We start from the raw sequence: 20,367 nt of genomic DNA, 5'->3' as shown, positions 1-20,367 counted from the left end.
CCTCTTCTTCTTCACAGCCATACATACCATTATATCAGGCATATTCTGGATTTCCATCATTCCTTGGAACTGTATCGATTGAAAGGGTATGAACTCAGTTAGCTTCCAGATCTTCACATAAAAAAAGCCATCTCTCCAGTAGATAATTCTACGTTTGAGACAGCTCTCTTGCTGTACTTAATCTGCTGCAAGCTCTTGTGTAGCCTGAACAGACATTCCCTTCGCTTGTCTGATGCAATCAGGCAAACCTACGCCCTCATAACCTGCACCTGCAATGTACACACCCGGTAATTTGCTGCCAAGCTCCTCACGGAGGGCGGCAATATGTTGGAGGTGTCCCACCGGATACTGTGGCATGGATTTACGTAGCCTTGTAATCTCGGAGAAGATCGGCACTGCTTCAATACCCATCGTCTCTCTCAGATCCTTGAGAACGAGATTCGTCAGCGCTTCATCCGGAAGCTCTACGTTCTGTTCGTCACCGGAGCGACCAACATAACAGCGAAGCAGCACCTTATCATCCGGGCTCGTATGCAGCCATTTCGTCGATGTCCAAGTGCAAGCCGTAATATTACGGCCCTCTTTCCGCGGAACAAGGAAACCCGACCCGTCGAATACATGCTCCACCTCTTTTTTCTCAAAAGCGAGCACTACATTGGCTACAGACACATAGTTAATCGCATCCAGTGCCGCTGTGTCCACGTGAGGCTTCAACAGCTCCGACGCAACATACGTCGGCACAGTAACCACTACATCATCGGCTTCAAGCATTTCGCCATTCCCCAGTTCAACACGGTATCTGGTCTGCGCTCCATCAAGGCGTTGCAGCGACTTCACTGCAGTGTTCAGACGTTGGTCCACATCCTGCAACTCATGGACGAGTGCATGAACAAGGCTCTGAAGTCCCTGACGAAAGTTCAAAAAAGCGCTCCGTTTTGTTCCGGTATGCGTCTCAGCTGGTTTGCGACCCGTCATCATGCCCCGGATCAAGCTGCCGTAATCGCGCTCTACTTCTCCGAACTGCGGGAAGGTAGCCTGGAGGCTCAATCGCCGCATATCACCTGCATAGATTCCCGCGAGCAGTGGTTCCGTCAAGTTCTCCAGCACTTCTGCTCCAAGACGGCGTTCAATCATATAACCGAGCGATTCATCCTCTGTTGTACGACGCGGCGGGATTACAAAATCCATCAACGCCCGCAGTTTGCCTGCCGGAGAGACCAGTCCACTTCTCAAGAATGGTCTTAGTTCTGTCGGGATACCGAGCACAAGTCCTGCTGGCATAGGATGAAGCTTGCCACGCTGCATGATATACGTTTTCTTCGACTCCGGATTCTGACTGACCAATTCATGATCAATCTCCAATTCTTTAGCAAGGTCAATCATTGCTGTTTTGCGAGCCAGGAAAGAATCGGGCCCTTTTTCAATCACAAATCCATCCCGGTGCAGTGTCTCAATCATGCCTCCCATGGACGAGCTTTTCTCGACCAAAGTAATCACGGGTTCAACGCCCGCTTCCCGGTAATGCTTGCGGATATAAAATGCCGCGCTGAGGCCGGTAAGGCCACCGCCGACAACAACAACACGGCGTTTCTTATCACCCATTACTCATCCGACCCTTGCTGCCATTGGCTTATAATAACGTCGCTTAACGTCTCCATGTATAGAGGATCGCTATTGAGAGAGTCAATACGCATCAGGCGCATGTCGATCTCTTTGGCAATCGATTTGGCCTCGATATCGAGATCATAGAGCACTTCGAGATGATCCGAGACAAACCCGATTGGTGCCACAAGCACATCCTCTACCTGTTCACGAGAAAGCTCCTGTAACGTATCCAGAATATCCGGTCCAAGCCAAGGCTCAGCTGTTCGTCCGGCACTCTGCCACGTAAATTGCCAATTGGTTATGCCTACACGTGAGGCAATCACTTCCGAAGTCTCCAGCAATTGTTGCGGGTATGGATCACCCATCTCCACAATACGCGCCGGCAGACTGTGCGCACTAAACAACACTTTCACATCTCCGCGTTTTGCTCCAGCTTCTTCGAACGCATCCAACTTGGCACTGACACGTGTGGACAACGCCTGAATTAACTTCGGATGCAGATGATAACTTTCAATAAAGGACATATGAACGCCCAGCTCTTCTGCTTTTTCACGCGCACGTTTGATATAACTGCCTACACTCATCGTGGAAAAATGAGGAGCCAGTACAATACCAATCGCTGTCTGAATTCCATCCTTCGCCATCTGCTCCACGCCATCCTCAATAAACGGATAGGCATGCTTCAGACCTTGATAACAACGGAATTCCACATCAGTGCCACGCTCATCGCGGTTTAATGTCTCTTGAAGGGCCTTGACCTGATTGTCTGTGTTCTCCCGAAGTGGGAAAACACCGCCAACAATGGCTTCATAACGATCCGTCAGTTCTTTCAATTGCTCTGGTTCAGGCGGACGTCCTCTGCGGATATGTGTGTAATACGCTTCAACACTCTCCATATTTTCCGGTGTGCCATACGACATCACCAGTACACCTACAGTATTAGTCATTGGTTACCGTCACCCCAGTCTTCATTGCTTCGGCAGAATATTCATGAATATACGCCGTTAGTTCTCTGAGCTTTTCTAGCGATGCTTCAGGAAATAATCCGTGTCCGAGGTTGAAAATATAACCCGGCTCCTTGATTCCTTCGTCAATAATCACTTTGGCTTGCTCCTTGATCAGTTCCATCGGGGCAGTCAGCAAATATGGGTCCAGGTTACCCTGTACTGCAAATTTGCCACCAAGACGTTGACGCCCTTCCGAAATGGATACTCTCCAGTCGAGTCCAATCACATCGGCTTGCAGATTATGCAGTGCTGGCAACAACTCACCGGATGCAACACCAGGGAAATAAATCTTCGGTACATTCAAATCCGATAATTCGGTAAAGATACGGGTAATCGTAGGCAACACATATGTTCTGAAGTCTTTGGGAGAAAGTGCTCCAACCCAGCTGTCAAACAACTGGAATGCCTTACCGCCATTCGCAATATGCGCACGGACATATGTAATAACCATATCACCAAGCTTCTGCATCAGCTTATGCCACACCTCAGGCTCGCTGTACATCATCGTTTTGGTGCGGATATAACCTTTCGAAGGTCGTCCTTCAATCAGATAACTCGCAATCGTGAATGGTGCGCCCGCAAACGTAATAAGAGGCACATCAAGCTCCTTATCCAGAATTCGAATGGTTTCCAGAATATGTGACAGATCTCCTTCTACGTCGATGGGGCGCAGCCGATCCACATCTGCAGCAGAACGAATAGGATTATCAATAACTGGACCAATATTTTTTACAATGTCAAAATCAATGCCCAGAGAGGCAACCGGATTCATAATATCGGAATACAAAATAGCCGCATCTACACCAAGTTTGCGTACCGGCATGAGTGTAACTTCAGCCGCCAGCTCGGGTTGTTTGCAGATTTCAAGCAAGGAGTACTTTTCTTTAATTTTGCGATATTCAGGATCGTAACGTCCAGCTTGACGCATGTACCATACCGGGACACGGTCTACCTGTTGTTTGAAACTTGCCCGAATCAGTCGATCATTATAGCTCATGTAAGAAGCCTCCAATAGTTTTTGGACTCATAATTACCATTATGCCCTTTTTAAACAGCCGTAACAACCACATGCAGATGCGTTCTACGTGACAATACTATGACATTCCTTACACCCATCCCTCATATGCCAATTATGTTATAATGAAAGAATGGTGTTTTTTTGAGAATTACAGAAATATCTTTGAAAGGAAGTGAAAGCACTTTGAAAACGTGGAAAGTAAACCTCATTGTGCTTTGGTTCGGACAATTTTTGGTCAATTCGGGCATGACCATGATTACCCCATTTTTGTCTCTTTATCTCGCAAGAGATCTGGGCGTTGTTGGCGAACATGAAATTGGCATATGGGCGGGATTTATTTTTGCAGCCAATTTCCTCACCTCATTTTTGTTCCAACCGCTCTGGGGCAAGTTATCGGACAAGTATGGCCGTAAAGTTATGCTGCTGCGTTCGGGATTCGGGATGGCCATCGTAATTGCCCTTATGGGTCTGGCACAGAATCCTTGGCAGCTTCTCTTATTGCGTTTGCTTAACGGTACCATCTCCGGTTTCAATCCTGCAGCTGTTGCGTTGATATCGGGTACCACTCCGAAAGACCGCATGGGTTTTGCCATGGGAATCAGTCAGTCCGGGCAGGTTGCCGGCACCATCCTGGGTCCACTCATTGGTGGCTTGTTAGCGGATGCGGTAGGCTTCCGCCCCATTTTCTACATTACAGGTGGACTGATCTTTGTTGCTTCCATGCTCGCCATGTTCCTGGTGAGAGAGAAGTTTGACCGTCAAGAAGCAGCCAAACTACCGGCACAATCCGTATTATCCGGTCTGAAGGAATTGAACAAGTCACCTCAACTGCCCGCACTGTTTGCTGTGACGTTTCTGTTGCAGTTTGCGATGATTAGCCCCATGTCACTCTTGCCGCTGTATGTGCAAAAATTGCATGCTTCGGATGTAAATGTGGCCTTCTGGGCAGGACTTGTCGGTGCAGTTACGGGACTATCCAATATGGCCATGTCTCCGATTCTCGGGAAGCTGAGTGACCGGATTGGTCCTCACAAGGTGCTGACGTTCTCTCTCATAGGAACAGGACTCATGCTTATTCCGCAGGCATTTGTTCAGACCGTGTGGCAGCTCATTCTTGTTCGTTTCATGATGGGTGTGTTCATGGGTGGCTTGCTTCCGAGCGTTAATGCCCTGATCCGTTCCTATACATCCGATAGCATGATCAGCCGTGCATTCAGTTTTAATACGAGTACTCTGGCGCTGGGCAACATGCTTGGAGCGATCATTGGAGGTTTTATGGCAGGATTCATCGGGATCGAAGGTCTGTTTATCGTCTCTGGCGGACTGCTGCTGCTTAATATGGTTTGGGTCCGATTCAAATTGTATAACAAACCTGCTTCTATTCAGGAATCCTGATTCCCTATCCATTTCTTAAATAGTCCATCTTAATTTTTCATTTGAAAAAGCCGCTTCCAGCGCCTAATTGGCCTGAGAGCGGCTTTTGTCATTCATGCGCCATTCATCATTTATTTATTAGATTGAATTCTATCGGATAATGTTTCACACCAAATACAAAAGCACTTTGTATCGGTTGCAGAGCCGTTCCAGACACAAGTTGAATGTTTCCCATGTGCTGAAGCAATGTATGAAGAACTACCCTTGCCTCCAATCGAGCGAGTGGTGCGCCCAAACAAAAATGAATGCCAAAACCAAACCCCATATGCCTGTTCGGCTTGCGATCAGAGATGAAATCTTCCGGGTTTTCAAATTGGGCACTGTCCCGATTAGCTGCTCCAACCCAGGAAATCACCTGCTCTCCAGCTTGAATCGTCTGGCCATTCAACTCTACAGTCTCCTTGGCGACCCGCCCAATCGCGACAATTGGCGGATAATATCTCAGCGTCTCTTCAATCGCAGAAGTAATCCGTTCTGGATGTTCGCGCAACTCCTGTTGTAGCTCGGGTTGTTCAGACAGAATGCGAACCGCATTGGTAATCAGGTTGGTTGTTGTTTCATTACCGGCAGCAAGTAAGAGAATACAAAAGCCTACCACTTCATCTGAAGTCAATTGCTGACCATCAATCTCCGCAGCAAGCAGTAATGAGATCAGATCATCCTTTGGCTGCAACCGACGTTCTTCCATAATGCCAGTGAAATAGATATGCAACTCCTGCATATTTCTTTTTTTCTCCTCCAATAACTCCTGGAAGGCCTGCTCACTATCGTCACGCGCGCCTTTCACCAACACATCAGACCAGTCTTTGAACTTTTGACGATCCGCCGCAGGGACTCCGATCAATTCCGCTATGACAATGACGGGCAATGGTGTTGCAAGGTCATCAATAAGTTCCATATGTCCTTCTGACAGGTGTGGAGCAATTAACTCATCTGTGATTTCCTGAATACGCGGAGCCAATGCTTCAATTGCCTTGGGTGTAAACGCCTGGTTCACCAGATCACGCAGCTGTTTGTGTTTGGGAGGGTCTGTCGTCAACATGCTCGTATTGGCACGATCACGTGCAGAAGAGAATAGTTTCGGATTTTTCAGAACGTACTTCACATCTTCATAACCAAAAACATCCCAACATTCTCGATGCTCATCATAGCGGACTGGAGTGTTATCACGAAGTTCTGCATACACCTTGAAGGGAGATAACCTCTCTTCCAAAGTCTCCAGTTCCCGAATCGGAATGTAATTTGCATACTTTCTCGGTGCCTGTTTCATCGTTTCTCCTCCAATCAATATTATATATTTATTTACATATGTTGATCACCCCTATTATAAACATAACTCTATTACGAAACCACTCTTTAGACCGTAATTGAGCCCCATTACCTAATATGCGTTACTATCATCCTCTCATTCTGTTACCTACTTCTGATATGAGTCCCAATTCGACATTTTTTTATTAAAATGCTTCATTTATCAGGACAAAAGACTCATTATGTAATGTTAACTAACATTAAAAGGGCTTATTTTCCTTCAAAAATACTAAAACCGCTTCTTTTCTATCTCTAATCAAAATGAATAATCTTTCATAATTCCTTATAAACAATCATTTTACTCTCATTATCTACGAATGTAATCGATTACTCTACCATTATCTATATTTGTCATATTACTTAACATAAAATACAATCAATTTGAAATGGTATACATATTCTTCTTAACAAACTTAACATCACACTTACTTGAAGGAGAGTGCTATTCATGAGTAAAACATCCAATCTTCGCCCCTGGGCGGTATGGAGTACCGCAGCTTTAACAGCATTGACCATCTCGTTGTCCCCCATTGGAACCTACGCCGCGCACGCAGCTACGGTAGAGGTGAAAGGCACAACAGGTGCTGTTCAGACAGCAACTACTACTCCGGCTCGCAATACTTCCATTCCTGCAATACCAGACTCTTCCAAACATTCTGCACTTCCTAATGTATTGGTAATCGGAACTGGCGGAACGATTGCCGGTCAATCCGAGGATGCCACCAGCTTCCAGAATTACAAGGCAGGTACACTTCCGATTGGGGAGATGGTAGACGCCTTACCGGATAAACAGAAGATCGCTGATGTTAGCACGCTCCAATTCGGAAACTCAGGTTCAGGTTCCTATAGCATGACCGACCTCTATGACTTGTCGCAGACGGTAGACAAAGCTCTGGCAATGTATGACAGTGTTGTCGTTACCACGGGTACAGATACAATGGAAGAAATCGCTTATTTCCTCGATATGACTGTTCAGAGTGACAAACCTGTCGTGATCACAGGCTCCATGCGTCCATGGACCGTCATCGGTTCTGACGCTCAAGCCAATCTGTACAACGCCATCAAACTTGCAGGCAGTGGTCGTACCACTTCATTTGGCACAGTACTCATGTTGAATGATACAATCCAGCTTGCTCGTGGTGTAACCAAGACAAATGATTATCGGACAGATACGTTTGAAACGCCGATGCTCGGCGCTGTAGGATATATTGATGAAGAAAATATCCGAATCTACCGTGCTCCTGCACGTGCCTTGAAACCTGAAGGCACAGCAAAGCCCGTATTTGATCTAAGTAAAATCACAAAGGCAGATCTGGCCAAAGTAGAAATTGCGATCTCGTATCAAGAAGCTGGCGGCGGAGCCATTGAAGGATTCGTGAGCAGCGGTGCCAAAGGAATTGTGACTTCCGGTACCGGAGCTGGCGGTATCTCCAGAGCTATGGGACAAGCTCGTACCAAAGCCATTGAAGAAGGTGTCATCTTTGTGACCACCACTCGGACGGGTTCAGGAAGTGTGTACGGTGGCGGCAAAGGTATCATTGCAGGCGACAACCTGAGTCCACAACAAGCTCGTGTATTATTGATGCTGGGCCTGTCCTTCAGTGATGATTTTGACACCATCAAAAAATGGTTTGAAACGTACGGAACACCTGAAGTCTAAATAAAACTACTACAACAATATCTGTAAATACAAAGAAAGAGACGATACTCCCTGTGATTCAAGGTGTGTCGTCTCTTCTTTGTGTGTTTTCAGATTTTATGATTATTTTTTTAGTTAAATAAAACCTAAACAGATAAACAACAAAGAAAACTAGGGTTGCAATAAGTACAATATAAACTGGCAGTATTAAAAAGGGCGTGTATACGTTAAGAAAATGAAATACGAAACCTGAGATCAGAAGCAAAGAAAGAAAAATAAATAAAGGTCTCAATTCAACACCTCCATATATAGAAATTTATAACTTATTATATACAATATTACCATAAAATAACTGAAAGTTAGTTATGATCTCTTCTTCACTAAAAAAACTCCGATGGAACACGCCCCCTCACAAACACAAAAGCGTGAGATCGTGCTCCATCGGAGTTTTATCTTTAGGAAATTTTTCCCTTCACTTCACCCAGGCAAGTACCAGCCCATCGTAATCCGGCAACATGGTCGTCACCAGGCGCGGGTCACTTGCCATCTGTTCATTGAAACGACGAACAGCAAGCACGGCCGGGCCCTGCTTGTCCGGATTCAGTGTACGACCACGCAGGAAACAGTTATCACCAACAATAACAGCACCTGGCCGAGCCAGCTTGATGGCATAATCGAGATATACCGGATAATTCTCCTTATCTGCATCAATAAAGAAGAAATCAAATGTGCGACCTTCCTGCTCCAATTGCTCCAGGCTGTCTGCCGCCGGGCCAATACGGTACTCTACCTTTTCGCCAAAACCGCCTTCCTCCAGATGACCACACGCCATTGCCGCATATTCCTCTTTCAGTTCCAGCGAAGTCAGGGTTCCATTCTCACGCAAACCACGCGCAATGCAGATCCCACTGTAACCGCCCAGCACGCCGATTTCGAGCGCAGCTTCTGCTTTGGATGTCTTCGCTAGAAACGTGAGCAATCGTCCATATGCCGCCGCAACCGAAACTTCCGGCATACCGTTCGAACGGATGGCCTCTTTCACTTTCAGCAAAAGCTCATCCTCTTGAAATAATTGATTTACATATTCATCAGGGGTCAGATTCACCACTAAAATCCTCCTTGGACACTTGGACTGCTTTCCATATGGATGCCAATGTTCTATAATAAATGTTTGTTATCAACACAGGCGGTTGACTGATGCATCACTTCGAAGAGGCGTGCATACGTTCACCGCATTTCTCATTGTAAGTTTTTTCACGGAAAGCGGCAAGGCCGCACCGTTACTATACAGCAGAGAGAAGGATTTCCCTTCTCCAGCTTGAAATGGAGTTGAAATGAATCACATGGCTCAATTGCAATTGATCGCAACCTCGGCGATGGGACTCGAGGCTGTTGTTGCCCGGGAACTGAAACAACTGGGGTATGAAGACGTTACGATCGACAATGGACGGGTTTTCTTCACAGGAGATTATATTGATATTTGCCGTTGTAATCTGTGGCTGAGAAGTTCGGATCGTGTATTGGTGAAAATGGGTGAATTCCCTGCCACGACTTTCGACGAATTGTTTGAAGGCACCAAAGCGTTGCCTTGGGAAGAGTGGATTCCTGCCGACGGCGAATTCCCTGTAGAGGGTCGTTCTCAAAAATCCCAGTTAAGCAGTGTGCCTGCATCACAAGGGATCGTGAAAAAAGCAATCGTAGAGAAACTGAAGCTGACTTATGACACAGAGTGGTTCCCAGAGGATGGGTCTCGTTATGTGATTGAGGTCATTCTGCTGAACGATCGCGCCCTGCTTACTTTAGATACGACGGGACCAGGTCTGCATAAACGGGGTTATCGTAAACTCGTCACCGAAGCACCACTCAAAGAAACACTTGCTGCAGCTCTTATTCAGCTCAGCCGCTGGAATGTATCCCGTCCATTCTATGACCCGTGCTGTGGATCAGGCACAATGCTGATCGAAGCAGCTATGATCGGCTGGAACATTGCACCAGGACTTCGTCGGACCTTCAACTCTGAGGACTGGGCTGTCATTCCTGAAGAATTGTGGGAACAGGCGCGCGAAGAAGCATTCGATGCTGTACGTGACGATGTCCCGTTACAAATTTCAGGTAGCGATATTGATCCTGAAGCGATTGAAGTTGCTATGGCAGCGATCAAAAGTGCTGGCTTTGCCAAAGATATTGAAGTCAGCGTCCTGCCCGCTCATCGCGCAAGACCACAGGGTGAATATGGTGTCATCATTACCAATCCCCCATATGGTGAACGTTTGAGTGAAGAAAAAGAAGTTCAGAAATTGCTCCGCTCATTAGGACGCAGTTACCTCGACATGCCAACATGGTCCTTTTTTGCCATCACGTCGACCAAAGCTTTTGAGGAGTATTTCGGTCATAAGGCAGACAAACGTCGCAAGTTGTTCAACGGACGAATTGAAACCCAGTACTATCAGTATTTGGGCCCACTGCCCCCACGAAATAAAACACCACAATCTTCATAATTATTTCGAATCTAAAGTGCTCCTGCCATCTATGGCCGGGGCGCTTTTTTTTGTGCGTTATTCTAGTCATATGAATTCACCGACTTCGGTCTTCGCTTCCGCAGAAATCAATTCTCCCTGAGGCATAGTTGAAAACACATGAGGCCACGCTATAATGGATGGAGCCCTATTTTACATTCCGATAACAAAACAACAAAAGCAAGGGGGACATACATATGGTTGTCACTCGGCCTACGCGTAGCTCCATGCCACGCGGGCTTTTAAATCATCCATTAACGTTATATCTTATTTTTCTTGTGCTCATGCTGCTCAAACTCATGTGGCTCCATCACAATCTTCACGCTTATAACATTACGATGGGACTGCTGGATAAAGTCATTGCTATTGGATCTTTACTACTCTTATCCTTCTGGACCTGGTTGCTGCCACGTAGAGGAATGATCGTGTCTCTCGCAGTGCTTAACCTACTGCTTACCGCACTAATCTACGCCGATATGGTGTATTATCGCTATTTCCAGGATTTCTTGACCATCCCGGTATTGTTGCAGGCAAGACAAGTTGACGCATTGGGTGACAGCATCGCTACATTGATCTACACAAGTGATCTCTGGTTCTTTGCCGATTGGCTTGTCGTCATTCCATTCGCAGCTATCGTACTGTTCAGCAGACGTTACCGTTCGAAGTACTCCAGTAGATCTGTTACTGGTTACGGGAGTTATTCGTATAACGATGGCAAGGCACGGTTGCGCCGCCGTCTCACGGCTGGCAGCATCGCCCTTGTGCTGGGACTTGGCCTCGCGGTTGGCCCGATTTATTTCTACAGCAAAACATGGGCCAAAGGCCTGTTCGATAACAACTGGTGGAATGTATCCATGTATAATGTGACCGGACTGCTCGCTTTTCACGGTTATGATCTATACAACTATGCCAAAGACCACATCGGCTCCGGGCCGCAGGCTGATCCCGCTGATGTTGAACAAGCAAAGGCGTTTTTCGCCGAAAGGCAAGGAACTGCCCCGCAGAATGATGCCTTGTTTGGCAAATATAAAGACAGCAATGTCATCATTGTTCAGGGTGAGGCTTTTATGAACTTCATGATTGGCCAGAGCATTGGTGGTCAGGAGATCACACCGCATTTTAATGAACTGATGAAAGAAAGTCAGTATTATAGCCACTTTTACCACCAGACAGGTCAGGGTAGAACGTCAGATGCCGATTTTGGAGCAAACATTTCCCTGCATCCACTTCCGGTTGGATCAGCGTTTGTACGTTATGCAGACCACACGTATGATTCCCTTCCTTCCATTCTGAAGGATAACAGGTATAGCACCAACGTATTTCACGCTTATGAGAGTGGCTTCTGGAATCGGTATACGATGTATCAGAACATGAAGTACGACAAGTTTTATAGTAAAAATGATTTTGCACAGGATGACCCACTTGGCTGGTCCCTGTCTGATGAATCCTTTTTCCGCCAATCCGTTGAGAAAATGAGCAGTGAGGTGACCGAACCGTTCTATTCCTTCCTCATTACACTCAGCAGTCACCATCCATACGCCTTGCCTAAAGAGAAACAGCAACTGGATGTAGGCGAGTTCCAGGGGACCATGTTTGGTAACTATCTGCAATCCGTTCATTACGTGGATTCAGCACTCGGTAAGATGGTGGAAGATCTGAAAAATCGGGGATTATGGGAAAATACCATTTTTATGTTCTACGGAGACCACGACAACTCAATTAAGGAACAATCACAATACGAACAGTTCCTGGGACGTTCGCTGAACGAACTGGATATGACACAGATCATGAACGAGGTTCCCCTGCTCGTGCATTTACCGGACGGAGCAACTGCCGGAACCATCAACGAACCTTCGGGACAACTGGACATCACGCCTTCCGTACTGCATTTGCTAGGCTTATCCGACCAGTCCTATTATCATATGGGTAACGACGTATATGACGGGTCTGGGCGTACGGTTGTGCTACGTAATGGCACATTCTCGGATGGTTCTGTATTCTATATTCCATCGGATGATTATATCTATGAGAGCGGTGCTTGTTATGACCTGTCCACACGTGACAAAACGGACATCAATGCTTGCCGCCCCGGTCATGATGAAGCAACCAAGCGATTGCATGTCTCGGACACGGTCATTACTTATGATTTGATTCAGCGCTTTCGAGAGGAAGACAGTGGAGCAGCAACATCGCAATGAACAATATCGTAATGACAAGCTAAACAAATACACGAAATGAATTAAATTGGATTTAAAAAAGGGGAACTTGCATTACATGACATCACACAATGAACCACTCAATATTGAACAGCAATTGTTCGATACAGCCGCAAAATTTGTGAAGCAACGTTATCCTCAGGGATGGGGCGGTGCGGGTGCCGTCTATACCAAAACTGGCTCCCTGCTGATTAGCGTAGCTCCAGAGGTCATCAACGATGCCACGCATCTGTGTATGGAAACAGGAGCTTATCTGGAAGCCCACAAATTGAACGAACGTGTCACCCACTCCCTCTGTATCGCTCGTGATGACGAGCATTCAGAATTTAAGGTTCTTACACCTTGCGGTGTATGCCAGGAACGATTATTTTACTGGGGCGAAGAAGTCAAAGCTGCCGTATACGATCCTTCTGGTCAACTGCTCTTTAAGAGACTGGATGAGATTCAACCGTACCATTGGTCCAAGGCATATCGGGATAATAAGTAATCTCCTTGCGAATTATAGAAAGTGGCTTTATAATTGTAACCATATTAGTTTCAACTAAAAGAGAAGAATGATGGAGGTTTTAATAAAATGAATATTGAGATATGGTCTGATTTTCTGTGCCCTTTCTGTTATATCGGTAAACGCCGCCTGGAGAATGTACTGGAACAGTTCCCACACCGTGATGAAGTGAAGCTGCAATTCAAAAGCTTCGAGCTTGATCCAAATGCTGCATTGAACCCAGGCAAAACCAATACGGAATATCTGGCTTCCAAATATAATATTAGCGTGGAACAGGCCAAAGGTATGAATGCTCAGATGAATGCCAATGCTCGCACGGCAGGACTGGAATACAATATCGATGCCATGATCCCTACGAACTCCTTCTCAGCTCACCGCTTGACACACTGGGCAGACACACAAGGCAAAGCGCTTGAACTGAGTGAACGAATCTTCCAAGCTGTGTTTATTGAAGGTAAACACTCCGGCGACACTGAAGTGTTGGCTCAGTTAGCAGAAGAAGTAGGTCTGGATCGTGACGCAGCTGCGGCAGTGCTGTCCAGTGATCAATTCACCGACAATGTCCGTGCTGACCAAGCAGAAGGCGAGCAACTTGGTATCCGCGGTGTACCATTCTTTGTATTCGACCGCAAGTTCGCCGTATCGGGCGCTCAGCCTGACGAGGTGTTCCTGGATGCCATTCAAAAAGCATGGGACGACCGTTCCCCATTCACCATGGTTGAATCCAACACAACAGAAACAGACGGCAGTGGCATCTGCACAGATGACGGCTGCGAAGTACCGAAAAAAAATTAAGCCAATTCACAAAAAAAGCAGCAGGATCAGGGAGTATCCCCTGATCCTGTTGCTTTTTTTTATACTTCTTAATTACCCACCAAATCTAAAGATGGATTTGTAATTTTCACGATAACGGAGTGGGCAGAAAAAAGCTGGAGAAGCGGAGCGCTCGCATTTATCACCGGATTTCTCCCTTGATACAGGGAATTTCAAAAAAATCCGGGGATAACGGCGATCGAAAGATTGTTCTGCACAAGTAGTGTCTTAGCGTGACCGATTATGCTACATCTTAAACCCACGAAGAACGATCCGTAACCGGAACAACCACAAGTAGTTCATCAAACACTTATATTCAATTAGCGTCTACCCACTTAATCCCAGAACAGTTGATCCGGATGTGGACCCGTCCGCTTATCGGAATCAAGTGCATCAATCTGTCTCAACTCATCCGGTGTCAATTCAAAGTCAAAGATGTCCGCATTCTCACGAATACGCTCCGGGGTAACCGACTTCGGAATCGTCACAATCTGATTCTGAATGTCCCAGCGCAGAATGATCTGTGCCGGTGTTTTCCCATATTTTTGGGCCAGTGCTTTGAGGGTGGACTCTTGGTTCAGCTTACCTTTCATGATCGGGCTCCAAGCCTCCAGTTGAATTCCCTGCGCCCCGCAGAAATCTTGCAGTTCTTGTTGGATCAGACCCGGATGCAGCTCTACCTGATTAACCGCAGGCACCGTGCCACCTTCATCTATGATATCTTGCAAATGGTGTACTTGAAAGTTACTCACACCAATCGCACGAATGCTTCCTTCGCTATATAGACGTTCGAATGCTCTCCACGTCTCCTTATACTGGTCTCTGCCAGGCCAGTGAATTAAGTAAAGATCAATCACATTCAGTCCAAGTGCCTTTTGACTGGCTTCAAATGCTCTCAACGTTGAATCAAATCCCTGATCCTCGTTCCAGAGCTTGGTCGTCACAAACAGTTCGTTACGGGCAACACCACTGCTTGCAATAGCTTGTCCCACTTCTTCCTCATTGCCATAGATGGACGCGGTATCAATACTGCGATATCCAACCTCCAAAGCGGTCTCAACCGCCTGTTGTACTTCCTTACCTTTTGCTTTATATGTTCCAAATCCTAGCCATGGCATCGTTACTCCGTTGTTCAGAATCGTACAATCTGTAATATGTTTTGTCATTCTGTACCTCCCGTATGGAATTTTGCCTGCTCTTGTTCTATTAACCTTCTCACAGAATTTTAAGCGGCCATTCGACATACTGTGGGAGTAAACCCATGATCGAGAGTCTTTGCAAAAGATATGAAAAACCCGCAAAGCATTACTGCCCTGCGGGTTCTGATGTGACAGGAACGTTATAAATTCCCTTGACCGTGCTGACTCTGGATTGAATTCAATCTTCTCTTCTCCTCGATGAACATTTCCTCTGCCAACTCAACACCTTGCCCTCCGAGTGAAAGCTCTGCTTGTCGCATCGCCTGCTCCGTATGTGCCAGACGACGTTCCGCCTGTAAAATGGTCTGTGCCGTCGGATGAGACAGGGCCTGAGATACAGCATAATGAAGCTTGTTCACCGCATTTTGCGCCTGAGATACGGTGGTATCGGCTTGCAAACTGGAATCATAACGCTTCGGCATGAGTATTCCTCCTTGGGATTATCATGTTCCTGTTACCCCTTTAGGATGGATAACACAAGCCTTCCTTATTCTTCTTTTGTGTTTTTATCGTAACTTTAGTTGATTACACTACGTTAATTAGATAATCATGACGAATCAGGAGGCAATCATTTGAAGAAAATAATATTGACACTCTGCATGTTGCCCTTGCTCATTTGGGTACAAGGCTGCGCTCCTGCAACATACGAGATAGAAGGATATACAGCGTCATCCATGAACCCAGACATCCCGGTTCCAACCAATGCAAAACTTATTGAAAACATAGCTTATTCCGATCATCCCACTCTTAAAGAAGGTGTTAAGTATGAGCTGAAACATATTGGAGGTGAGCAAGGACTCTACCCGCCAATGGATTATTTTCAGAAGTTAGCGGATACAGGTTGGGTCGAATTGCAGGAAGAACGAATGGGGCATGTACATTTTCTGAAAAAGGATACTACCGTCATTGCCATTGAAATTCGAGAAGATACCTTCCAAATTACTGAGTTGGTCAAAGGTGCTATGGAGTAACACATCCTTTCACTGCTACCCAAACGCAAAAAAGGAGAGGCACGTAGCCCCTCCTTTCTGATGTGTGGACAGTTTTCTCCACTCACCGTGTTATATCCTATTACTTCACGAACTTTGCAACTTTGGCGAGCACTTCTTCTTCTGTCGGCGCACTGATATACCGACCATTAATAAAGACAAATGCACGTTTCGCGCAAGGACCGCAATAGGATTTGCACCCAATCTTGATCTCCGTGTCTGGAGCCATTTTTTGCAACTTGGGCACAATCGATTTCAGTCGGACATGATTACATTTTTCGCATACGCGGATATCGTTAGCCATGAGTTCCCCTTCTTCGCGCCCTTAGTGGTCGCCGTGATTACCTTGGGATGGATTCGTAATAACAAATCCCTCTTCCGGGAAGTAGAGGTAGTCAATTTTAACACCGTTCAACAAAGGCTGATCATTCGCGAGAATGACATCAATCTCTTTATCGGTAGATACAACTGTATCATTTTCTTTTGGTGTGTCGATATCAAGCCCGTAGTGAGCATGGTCACCATGTGCATGGGTGATGACAACGCGCAGGTTTTTCCCTTCGTTCTCCGGCTTGTCCAATTCAAGCTTCAATACTTTAGCAGCATTACGCGTAATTTTGCAGTTCATTCTCTTCATCTCCTATATTGTAATTGCAGATTTCAACAATTTCAGCATTCTTAAACTACAGCATCTATTGTAAAGAAAGTTACCGCTCTTCGCAATAACATTGATGCGAATTCAATGTTAATATGATCCATTGGGCCGCAAATTAAGAAGGTGCCCCCTCCTGAAGCACAGGATATTTACGTTCTGCCCGGCTTACAAACCAGTTCATCAGAATCAAAGTGACCCCGATATCATCGATGGGCATAAACGGCATTACGTCAGGAAGTACCCAGTATAACAGCGCCGGAATAATAAACAACAACTTTTCTCCCAAAGGAATCTGCGGAGCCCGGAGCAGCCGGGGGAGCCTTTTGAAAACTTGTGTCCATCGTTTGAACGACAGCAGTCTTCTCCACTTCATTTGAATCCCTCCGTAACATTATATATGTCGCCGAAATGGCACATCCATCATTACCCGTTCGAAAACCATTCAGAACGAATGATGTAGACTGTCATTATCAAAAATAATAAAAACGGAACGTCGCTCATAGCGTCCGTTCCTGTTATACGAATGATCTACTGTTAAGTTTCACACCTTCGTAATTCGGGGTCTTGCCTCATTGTCCATTGGATAAAAGTTCAGCCAGCAACATTCCCACTTCTATACAAATATCATCAAACTGTTCTACGGGAAGCGGATTAACACCCAATCCAACTTCTACCGTGAAGCCCGGTCTACCGAAATCTTGAATAAACCAGTCCTTGTATCCGGCATCACTGCCACCGAGCTTCACCGCCTTGTAGCCGGAAGCTTTGGCGAGTCTACGCGACAGCGGTCCACTCTCTCTGGGTTCCAGATCACGGTAGTTCCAATAGATCTCCTGTCCCTGACTATGCAGGGAGACAACCGCATCGAATGTGTGTTGCCGCGTCCACTGCGCAAGCGCCTGTGCCTCCGGTTCTGTCAGTGGCGCTGCCCCCGCATAATCCCTGGGGCCAGGTGAGGTTATACCTCTTCTCGCTGCTTCTTCATCCCAATGGGCTGGAAATTGATCATTCAGATCCACCCCTCTGATGTTGGCCTTCCAATGGGTAAAATGTGATCTGTTGGCATTCCAGGCTAACAACTGCTGTGCATGTGGATGCTGATTGACCACACCTTCCTGAACCAGTTCGACCCCGTCCGGATTAACCATCGGCACGGCCCAAAGTGTCGTCTCTTGCATCCAGCGTTCTGTCTGGTATTGATGCCATGTCCTATGCGAACTATACGCCTCGGCATACTCTTCGATAAACTTCATCAGAACTGCTGTTGTCAACCACTCATTCGCATGAACGGAAGCATTAACATGGATATGTCTCGACCCTTGCCCAATACGCAAATAAGGCAGCGACTTCCCCATGACACTTGTTCCAATGGACCCTGTTTCAATAAACGGGTATTGATTCTCCAGCTTGTCTATATCCCTGATTAATTCTCGATAACCATACTCTCCCTGAATCTTTACAATAGTTTTTCCATTCGAAGCCGGAATATGAATACAGCGACCAACCCAGTCGGTTATATTGGTGATTTCGGGATTGGCCTGGCGCAACACCTCTTCGTCCATACCAAATCTCCCTGCAATCTCCCCTACACGTTCTCCAGGCGGTACAGCGTATCTGCGACCTGTCCCGGGGGCAATACGCAGCATCTGACCTGCCAGCAAGTATGGCTGGGAAGCCACTTCCGGGTTTAGTGCAGCAAGGAACTCTTTGGTCATATGGTGTGCTGACGCAATTCGCGGCAACGTATCTCCCCGCTGAACGATAATCCACTGTAGATCCATGTTGTTCTCCTTTCCACAGGAAAAGACAGGTCTCCTGTCCAGTTCTGACCGATTTCGTGTCTGTACCATATGTATGCAGGTCAGGTTGTCCGTCATGTGACAAGAATCATGTTTATCTCCGGTTAATGCATAATGACGACAAAAAATCCCGGAACTTCACAGTTCCGGGATAGTCCACAGCCAAAATACATTAATTAAAAGTCTTATTCATGCATAATTTGAATATAACTATGATAATTGCGTTACCTGCCAGACAACAGGGGTCTTGGAGATCTGCTCCCCTAACCATCGACGGGTGATATTCTGGAACATTCTCGGGTCACCCGTGCAGAAAAATTGATGCACCGGAGTCTCATCCCCACTGGCCAGCTTTCGTTTATCATATAAAATCGTACTGATTTCACGTGCCGTTTCATCTGCTGAACTGATTAACTTCACTTCCTGTCCCATAACTTCCTGAATCGTGTCCATGAGAAAGGGATAATGCGTACAACCCAGAATAAGACAATCGATTGGCTGTTGTTTGATCTCGCCCAATGATTGTTCCACCGTATGTGTCGTGTGCTCGGAACGAAATTCACCTTGTTCCACCAACGGCACCAGCGCCGGACAAGCCTGACTGACCACATCAATATAGGGGGACAACTGCTTGAGTGCCGATGTATAAGCCCCACTACCGATGGTACCTGTGGTACCAATCACCCCAATACGTCCTGTACGTGTCGCTGTGATTGCGGCCCGCGCACCCGGATGTATAACACCAATGACAGGCATATTCACCTTGCCACGGATATACTCCAACGCGGCTGCTGTTGCTGTGTTACAGGCGATAACGATAACCTTCGGATCGAATTGGATCAAGAAATCAACGATTTGTTCCGTAAATTGTTTTACTTGTTCGGACGAACGGGGTCCGTACGGTGTCCGGGCAGTATCCCCAAAATAAATGATCTTTTCCCGCGGGAGTTGACGCATCACTTCCTTGGCGACGGTCAATCCCCCCACACCGGAGTCTAATATAGCGATTGCTTGCTGCACGAACACACCGCTTCCTTCTTCATTGAATTGGTTCTCAAAACGATTGTTTCTCAGAGCTTTCTTCCTACCGTATGAACATTCCGGCAAAAAGGTACCTACATCTTACCCGATTTCATCGCAGGGTTCAAATTAAATCCACGCGCTACGTCATCTATGTGTGGACACGCAACAAAGCAGGCTCTCCTCTAAATAGAGGAAAGCCTGCTTATCCCAAGCTTTGCTTAGTTGTCGTCCTTGGACTCATCCGCAGGAAGCTTCGCTACGATGTCAATTCCCGGTTCATCCACTGTTTTATCGATATCGTTATCAACAATGGCTGCCGATATGCGAATTTCTTTCCCTTCAGCGCAATTGCGCCAGGATTGAATATCCTGAATTACGACATCTGCAGTCTCTTTAACTTTGGATACGATCTGCGAACTTTGTTCTCCCACGATACCAGCCAGTTCCTGACCTTTCTCCGATACCTGACGAGCACCTTCTGTAATATCCTGACGAAGTTCACGTCCCGATTTTGGCGCCAGCAATAATGCCGTTACTGAACCAACCACGGAGCCAATAAGAGCTCCCCACAACAAACTTTTGTTAGAATCCTTCACGTCACATCTCTCCCTTTACTATTGTTTAAGTACCGGACTAGAAGC

20 protein-coding genes are annotated in these 20,367 nt (G+C 46.4%); 7 read left to right on the top strand and 13 right to left on the bottom strand.

The genetic code is table 11. The features are described 5' to 3' along the window. Positions 1 to 177: 177 nt before the first annotated feature. The 3 genes from hemY to hemE are packed head-to-tail and all read right to left on the bottom strand — an operon-like array spanning position 178 to position 3,609. Positions 178 to 1,602: a protoporphyrinogen oxidase gene (gene hemY / locus V6668_RS10290; RefSeq protein ID WP_338708337.1), complete on the bottom strand. Its 1,425-nt coding sequence runs from the start codon at positions 1,600 to 1,602 to the stop codon at positions 178 to 180. Continuing rightward, a complete protein-coding gene (gene hemH, locus V6668_RS10285) occupies positions 1,602 to 2,552 on the bottom strand; it encodes a ferrochelatase (RefSeq protein WP_036609705.1) in 951 nt (316 codons plus the stop codon). Before hemH ends, hemY begins: the two co-directional genes overlap by 1 nt. Then, positions 2,545 to 3,609, bottom strand: coding sequence for a uroporphyrinogen decarboxylase (gene hemE / locus V6668_RS10280; RefSeq protein ID WP_074094433.1), 1,065 nt, complete (start codon positions 3,607 to 3,609; stop codon positions 2,545 to 2,547). Before hemE ends, hemH begins: the two co-directional genes overlap by 8 nt. A gap of 204 nt (positions 3,610 to 3,813) precedes the next feature. Between hemE and V6668_RS10275 the strand changes: the two genes are divergently transcribed. Continuing rightward, complete coding sequence (locus V6668_RS10275; RefSeq protein ID WP_076249916.1) at positions 3,814 to 5,025, top strand: MFS transporter; 1,212 nt, start codon at positions 3,814 to 3,816, stop codon at positions 5,023 to 5,025. Between the two features lie 106 nt (positions 5,026 to 5,131). On the opposite strand, the gene V6668_RS10270 is transcribed toward V6668_RS10275, so the two are convergent. Further along, positions 5,132 to 6,334: a cytochrome P450 gene (locus V6668_RS10270; RefSeq protein WP_076318406.1), complete on the bottom strand. Its 1,203-nt coding sequence runs from the start codon at positions 6,332 to 6,334 to the stop codon at positions 5,132 to 5,134. A 486-nt stretch (positions 6,335 to 6,820) separates the two neighbouring features. Between V6668_RS10270 and V6668_RS10265 the strand changes: the two genes are divergently transcribed. After that, complete coding sequence (locus tag V6668_RS10265; protein WP_338708336.1) at positions 6,821 to 8,032, top strand: asparaginase; 1,212 nt, start codon at positions 6,821 to 6,823, stop codon at positions 8,030 to 8,032. Between the two features lie 451 nt (positions 8,033 to 8,483). Here the strand turns inward: V6668_RS10265 and V6668_RS10260 are convergent, their stop codons facing one another. Beyond that, positions 8,484 to 9,116 carry an O-methyltransferase gene (locus tag V6668_RS10260; RefSeq protein WP_338708335.1) on the bottom strand — a complete coding sequence of 211 codons (633 nt, stop codon included), beginning with the start codon at positions 9,114 to 9,116 and terminating at the stop codon, positions 8,484 to 8,486. Positions 9,117 to 9,354: 238 nt separating this feature from the next. Between V6668_RS10260 and V6668_RS10255 the strand changes: the two genes are divergently transcribed. The 4 genes from V6668_RS10255 to V6668_RS10240 all read left to right on the top strand — a co-directional run bounded on the left by V6668_RS10255 (position 9,355) and on the right by V6668_RS10240 (position 14,043). Further along, positions 9,355 to 10,509 (top strand): THUMP domain-containing class I SAM-dependent RNA methyltransferase, encoded by a 1,155-nt coding sequence (locus V6668_RS10255; protein ID WP_036609715.1) that lies wholly within the window; start codon positions 9,355 to 9,357, stop codon positions 10,507 to 10,509. Between the two features lie 215 nt (positions 10,510 to 10,724). Continuing rightward, positions 10,725 to 12,725: an LTA synthase family protein gene (locus V6668_RS10250; protein WP_338708334.1), complete on the top strand. Its 2,001-nt coding sequence runs from the start codon at positions 10,725 to 10,727 to the stop codon at positions 12,723 to 12,725. A gap of 76 nt (positions 12,726 to 12,801) precedes the next feature. After that, the gene (locus tag V6668_RS10245; protein ID WP_338708333.1) at positions 12,802 to 13,230 is read left to right on the top strand and encodes a cytidine deaminase; all 429 of its coding nucleotides are present in this window, start codon (positions 12,802 to 12,804) and stop codon (positions 13,228 to 13,230) included. A gap of 87 nt (positions 13,231 to 13,317) precedes the next feature. Further along, positions 13,318 to 14,043: a DsbA family oxidoreductase gene (locus tag V6668_RS10240; RefSeq protein ID WP_338708332.1), complete on the top strand. Its 726-nt coding sequence runs from the start codon at positions 13,318 to 13,320 to the stop codon at positions 14,041 to 14,043. A gap of 353 nt (positions 14,044 to 14,396) precedes the next feature. On the opposite strand, the gene V6668_RS10235 is transcribed toward V6668_RS10240, so the two are convergent. Further along, on the bottom strand, positions 14,397 to 15,227 hold the full coding sequence (locus V6668_RS10235; RefSeq protein ID WP_036670089.1) for an aldo/keto reductase: 831 nt from the start codon (positions 15,225 to 15,227) through the stop codon (positions 14,397 to 14,399). 173 nt (positions 15,228 to 15,400) lie between these two features. Beyond that, positions 15,401 to 15,682 (bottom strand): hypothetical protein, encoded by a 282-nt coding sequence (locus tag V6668_RS10230; protein ID WP_338708331.1) that lies wholly within the window; start codon positions 15,680 to 15,682, stop codon positions 15,401 to 15,403. 150 nt (positions 15,683 to 15,832) lie between these two features. On the opposite strand from V6668_RS10230, the gene V6668_RS10225 reads away from it, so the two are divergent. Next, positions 15,833 to 16,231, top strand: a complete 399-nt coding sequence (locus tag V6668_RS10225) for a hypothetical protein (protein ID WP_338708330.1) — start codon at positions 15,833 to 15,835, stop codon at positions 16,229 to 16,231. Between the two features lie 100 nt (positions 16,232 to 16,331). Here V6668_RS10225 and V6668_RS10220 read toward each other — a convergent pair whose 3' ends face one another. From V6668_RS10220 to V6668_RS10195, 6 genes are all read right to left on the bottom strand, one after another. Beyond that, positions 16,332 to 16,553 carry a DUF1450 domain-containing protein gene (locus V6668_RS10220; protein WP_017689421.1) on the bottom strand — a complete coding sequence of 74 codons (222 nt, stop codon included), beginning with the start codon at positions 16,551 to 16,553 and terminating at the stop codon, positions 16,332 to 16,334. Between the two features lie 21 nt (positions 16,554 to 16,574). Then, positions 16,575 to 16,877 carry a heme biosynthesis protein HemY gene (locus tag V6668_RS10215; protein WP_017689422.1) on the bottom strand — a complete coding sequence of 101 codons (303 nt, stop codon included), beginning with the start codon at positions 16,875 to 16,877 and terminating at the stop codon, positions 16,575 to 16,577. Positions 16,878 to 17,019: 142 nt separating this feature from the next. Then, positions 17,020 to 17,277, bottom strand: coding sequence for a hypothetical protein (locus V6668_RS10210; protein ID WP_017689423.1), 258 nt, complete (start codon positions 17,275 to 17,277; stop codon positions 17,020 to 17,022). Positions 17,278 to 17,473: 196 nt separating this feature from the next. Continuing rightward, on the bottom strand, positions 17,474 to 18,685 hold the full coding sequence (locus V6668_RS10205) for a M14 family metallopeptidase (protein ID WP_338708329.1): 1,212 nt from the start codon (positions 18,683 to 18,685) through the stop codon (positions 17,474 to 17,476). 228 nt (positions 18,686 to 18,913) lie between these two features. Continuing rightward, positions 18,914 to 19,723 carry a glutamate racemase gene (gene racE, locus V6668_RS10200; protein ID WP_076249991.1) on the bottom strand — a complete coding sequence of 270 codons (810 nt, stop codon included), beginning with the start codon at positions 19,721 to 19,723 and terminating at the stop codon, positions 18,914 to 18,916. Positions 19,724 to 19,944: 221 nt separating this feature from the next. Beyond that, positions 19,945 to 20,322: a YtxH domain-containing protein gene (locus V6668_RS10195; protein ID WP_017689426.1), complete on the bottom strand. Its 378-nt coding sequence runs from the start codon at positions 20,320 to 20,322 to the stop codon at positions 19,945 to 19,947. Positions 20,323 to 20,367 lie beyond the last annotated feature (45 nt).

Source organism: Paenibacillus amylolyticus, from assembly GCF_036894225.1.
In the GTDB taxonomy this organism is placed as follows: domain Bacteria; phylum Bacillota; class Bacilli; order Paenibacillales; family Paenibacillaceae; genus Paenibacillus; species Paenibacillus amylolyticus.
Note: the sequence above shows the minus strand (reverse complement) of the source record. Positions and strands in the feature narration are given on the sequence as shown.

Bases quoted from the DNA above. Each gene is read 5' to 3' on its own strand.
- hemY (WP_338708337.1), bottom strand. From the start codon at position 1,602: ATGGGTGATAAGAAACGCCGTGTTGTTGTTGTCGGCGGTGGCCTTACC.
- hemH (WP_036609705.1), bottom strand. From the start codon at position 2,552: ATGACTAATACTGTAGGTGTACTGGTGATGTCGTATGGCACACCGGAA.
- hemE (WP_074094433.1), bottom strand. From the start codon at position 3,609: ATGAGCTATAATGATCGACTGATTCGGGCAAGTTTCAAACAACAGGTA.
- V6668_RS10270 (WP_076318406.1), bottom strand. From the start codon at position 6,334: ATGAAACAGGCACCGAGAAAGTATGCAAATTACATTCCGATTCGGGAA.
- V6668_RS10265 (WP_338708336.1), top strand. From the start codon at position 6,821: ATGAGTAAAACATCCAATCTTCGCCCCTGGGCGGTATGGAGTACCGCA.
- V6668_RS10255 (WP_036609715.1), top strand. From the start codon at position 9,355: ATGGCTCAATTGCAATTGATCGCAACCTCGGCGATGGGACTCGAGGCT.
- V6668_RS10250 (WP_338708334.1), top strand. From the start codon at position 10,725: ATGGTTGTCACTCGGCCTACGCGTAGCTCCATGCCACGCGGGCTTTTA.
- V6668_RS10245 (WP_338708333.1), top strand. From the start codon at position 12,802: ATGACATCACACAATGAACCACTCAATATTGAACAGCAATTGTTCGAT.
- V6668_RS10240 (WP_338708332.1), top strand. From the start codon at position 13,318: ATGAATATTGAGATATGGTCTGATTTTCTGTGCCCTTTCTGTTATATC.
- V6668_RS10235 (WP_036670089.1), bottom strand. From the start codon at position 15,227: ATGACAAAACATATTACAGATTGTACGATTCTGAACAACGGAGTAACG.
- V6668_RS10230 (WP_338708331.1), bottom strand. From the start codon at position 15,682: ATGCCGAAGCGTTATGATTCCAGTTTGCAAGCCGATACCACCGTATCT.
- V6668_RS10220 (WP_017689421.1), bottom strand. From the start codon at position 16,553: ATGGCTAACGATATCCGCGTATGCGAAAAATGTAATCATGTCCGACTG.
- V6668_RS10215 (WP_017689422.1), bottom strand. From the start codon at position 16,877: ATGAACTGCAAAATTACGCGTAATGCTGCTAAAGTATTGAAGCTTGAA.
- V6668_RS10210 (WP_017689423.1), bottom strand. From the start codon at position 17,277: ATGAAGTGGAGAAGACTGCTGTCGTTCAAACGATGGACACAAGTTTTC.
- V6668_RS10205 (WP_338708329.1), bottom strand. From the start codon at position 18,685: ATGGATCTACAGTGGATTATCGTTCAGCGGGGAGATACGTTGCCGCGA.